This window comes from Mesotoga sp. HF07.pep.5.2.highcov (assembly GCF_003666285.1).
GTDB classification, from domain to species: Bacteria; Thermotogota; Thermotogae; order Petrotogales; family Kosmotogaceae; genus Mesotoga; species Mesotoga prima.
Genome location: NZ_JFHJ01000001.1, coordinates 1 through 3,321 on the forward strand (window position 1 = coordinate 1; position 3,321 = coordinate 3,321).

The 3,321-nt window shown below is 46.8% G+C and carries 4 protein-coding genes; all 4 read left to right on the forward strand.

Annotated features, from left to right (window positions below; translation table 11 throughout):
* Positions 1 to 21: 21 nt before the first annotated feature.
* The 4 genes from aroB to BG32_RS00020 are packed head-to-tail and all read left to right on the forward strand — an operon-like array spanning position 22 to position 3,078.
* A complete protein-coding gene (aroB, locus tag BG32_RS00005) occupies positions 22 to 1,509 on the forward strand; it encodes a bifunctional shikimate kinase AroK/3-dehydroquinate synthase AroB (RefSeq protein WP_014731304.1) in 1,488 nt (495 codons plus the stop codon).
* Entirely contained in the window at positions 1,506 to 1,958 is a 453-nt protein-coding gene (aroQ, locus tag BG32_RS00010; protein ID WP_006488389.1) for a type II 3-dehydroquinate dehydratase, read from the forward strand. Before aroB ends, aroQ begins: the two co-directional genes overlap by 4 nt.
* Positions 1,955 to 2,314: a chorismate mutase gene (gene aroH / locus BG32_RS00015; protein WP_006488387.1), complete on the forward strand. Its 360-nt coding sequence runs from the start codon at positions 1,955 to 1,957 to the stop codon at positions 2,312 to 2,314. The genes aroQ and aroH overlap by 4 nt, the downstream gene beginning before the upstream one ends.
* Positions 2,311 to 3,078: a prephenate dehydrogenase gene (locus BG32_RS00020; RefSeq protein ID WP_121526184.1), complete on the forward strand. Its 768-nt coding sequence runs from the start codon at positions 2,311 to 2,313 to the stop codon at positions 3,076 to 3,078. The genes aroH and BG32_RS00020 overlap by 4 nt, the downstream gene beginning before the upstream one ends.
* Positions 3,079 to 3,321: the final 243 nt, after the last annotated feature.

A 3,321-nucleotide genomic window follows, 5' to 3' on the forward strand; every position in this document is an offset into this window, starting at 1 on the left:
CGATAAAAAGGAGGGTGAAGGATGAGAGTATTCCTCATTGGAATGATGGGTTCGGGGAAGAGCACGATAGGTAGAATCCTCTCTTCGGTTCTCGACAAAAAATTCATAGATATGGATTCGGAGATCGAAAGGGCTAAGGGGATGAGCATAAGTGAGATTTTTGAGAAAGAGGGTGAGAAAGAATTCAGAAGACTGGAGAAGAACCTTCTGAAAGAGCTAGTCCGGAGCGACGAGATTGTCGTATCGACGGGAGGGGGTGTAATACTGGATAATGAGAACCGTCAGACATTAAAGGGAGAGAATTCCATCTATCTCAGACTTCCTCCAGCCGATCTATACAGAAGGGTAAGTGTGAAGGGTCGCCCTCTACTGAGGGAAGGGAAGGAAAGCATTTTCAGGATTTGGGAAGAACGAAGGGAGCTCTATGAGCAGTTTCCTTCCGTTGATACTTCGAGTCAAACACAGTGGGAGACCGTTGCAGCGATATCTATGAAAATCGCCGCCGGTGAAAGAAAGACACTTAATAGCAGTTCTCACCCTGTCTCAATATCCCCGGGTGGGTTCAAATCCATAGGTAGGATGCCGAACACGGTAGTCTCAAAAAGGGTTCAAAGGATCTTTTCCGAATGGATTCCCTCTTCGGCTTTTTCCATAGATGACGGTGAAGAAGCAAAGGGATTTCATACACTTTTTCAAATCTATGAATATCTAATGGATCGAGGAGTTTCTAGAAGTGACATGGTGGTCGGTGCAGGTGGAGGAACCGTAACGGATCTCGTTGGATTCGCTTCCTCGACATTTAAGAGAGGTGTTCCAATAACCCTATATCCAACGACTCTTCTTGCTCAAGTAGATGCTTCAATAGGCGGGAAGAATGGGCTGAATTTCGAAGGATGCAAGAATGTTGTCGGCAACTTCTATATGCCCTATGAGACAATCATAGATCCAGTAGTAACGCTTTCGATGGACGAAGGACGGTTTGAAGAAGGCCTGGTAGAGGCCTTCAAGATATTCCTTATCACGGGCCGATGGTATGAGAATTTCAAGAGCCGATGCAGAGACCTGAAGAATAGGAATCTGAGAGCCCTGAGTGAGATGTTGGAAGAAGCCGTAAGGCAGAAGGATAGAATAGTGGCGATTGATACGCGTGAAACAGGAATGAGAAGGATTCTGAATCTTGGCCACACACTGGGGCATCTCTACGAGCCATTAGCCGGAGTTTCGCACGGCATGGCGGTGGCGTGGGGGCTGGAAAGAGAGATGCACTACTTCGCAAATCTAGGCCTTATAGATGAGGAAATGTACAGAGAAGTCTCGGAAACGCTATCCGAAATCGTCGGTCTTGATTTCCCACAGCTACCTGTCGAAGATGCTCTAAGATTACTTAGAAATGATAAGAAGGCAACGACCTCGGAGAGCATGGAGATAGAGATTCCTCTCGTAAGGAAGCCAGGTTCCTTTGAATTTGCAAAGGTGAGACTAGATGATCTATTGGCCGTGGTCGTATGAAAATACTTATATTGAACGGGCCAAACCTCAATATGCTTGGAATGAGAGAAAAAAGTCTGTATGGTAGCTTCACATACAGCGAACTTAGTGAAGCCATCGAAAGAAAGTGCCTGGAAAGCGGGGCTTCAAGTGAATTGTTCCAGTCCAATCACGAAGGAGACCTTATAGAGAGGATTCATAACATTGACTATGATGCGATCGTTATAAATGCAGGTGCACTAACTCATTACAGCTACTCGCTAAGAGACGCGCTTGAATTGTTTAGAGGGATCAAAATCGAAGTCCACATCTCAAACATCTTCGCCAGAGAAGAGTTCAGAAGCAAGTCGGTTATCTCTCCGGTATGCAGCGGAACGATCGCAGGACTTGGACTGAATGGATACTTGCTTGCGATAGAATATGCAGTTTCACATCTTAAATCGTTAACAGATCGGGAGGCGACAGAGTGAAAGCTATAAGGGGAGCAACATCTATTGAAGCAGATTGCCCTGAAGAGATAAGAAACTCCGTGATTGAACTCATGGAGGAGATATTCAGCAGGAATAAGATCACCGAACTGCACTCCGTGATATTTACCGTAACTAATGACATAACTTCATACAATCCAGCGACTGCTTTCAGAAAAGTGTTCAATCAAAGCGATGTTGCGCTTCTGTGCCTATATGAAGCCTCCTTTGAAAACTCTCCCGGGGGGATTATCAGAGTGCTTCTCCACTGTGAGTCGGAGACGAAGAATTTCGTTTATCTGCGACGAGCTAAAAATCTCCGGCCCGACAAGGTGCAGGCAGGAGATTCGAAGGCATGAAGGTCCACATAATAGGAGCCGGTTCGATCGGGGGATCGATTGCATTGAGGCTTTCGAAGCGCGGCCATAGGGTTTCGATCTTTGACCAGAATGTTGTGACAACAGAGATGCTTAGGAAGAAGGATCCAAGCATTGAAGTATCTTCAGATGCCTTTACGCCAGGGGACCTGACCGTTATCGCACTACCAATGAACTCCGAAGAGGAGCTGCTACTGTCGGCCGATTTCACCGGCCCGGCATTTGATGTTGCGAGCGTAATGCAACCCTTCCAGGAGATAGCTAGACTCAGGAAGATAAGATTGATAAGCGGCCATCCCATGGCCGGCAACGTACACAAGGGTCCGGCCGGCTGGGACGAATCTATGTTCGATGGCCGCGTATTCCTGTTTTCTCCGGGAGAGTTCGCAACCGGAGAGGACCTTGACCTTGTGCTGATGGTGGTATCTGAACTGGGGTCTTCTCCCGAATACCTCCCGCCAGAGAGGCACGATTATATAGTCGGTAGAATAAGCCAGACAGCCTATTTTCTTTCGAGAACTCTTCTGAGACTGGGTGGTGATTTTGAGAAGTATTCCGGACCCGGTTACGCTTCGACCTCAAGGCTTGGAAGACAGAACATGGATATGGTTCTCGATATGGCGAGATTCAATGGCAGGAATATCGCCTCGTCGCTCGAGGAAGCGGAGAGTTATCTCCATGACATAAGAACTGCAATCGAGGAGGGGGATCTCAGTAAGCTTGAAGAACTGATATCGGGATATTAGGAACGAAGAGTTTCTCTGAAAAGAGGTGTCTGGAGCTATATGATACGGTCTCGTTGGTTTCTTGATGTACTCGAACTCCCGCATAGTTTCTCTGAAACATCGGATAATCACAGATTTCTTATCAGGAGATCAATATCGTCTCTTCCGGAGAACATTATTACGGAGCTATCGACAGTTTCCAGGTCTTCGAATCCGTTTTGAAGGAAAAAGCTTGCCGGCCCGTTCGGAAATGAGCTTTTCTTC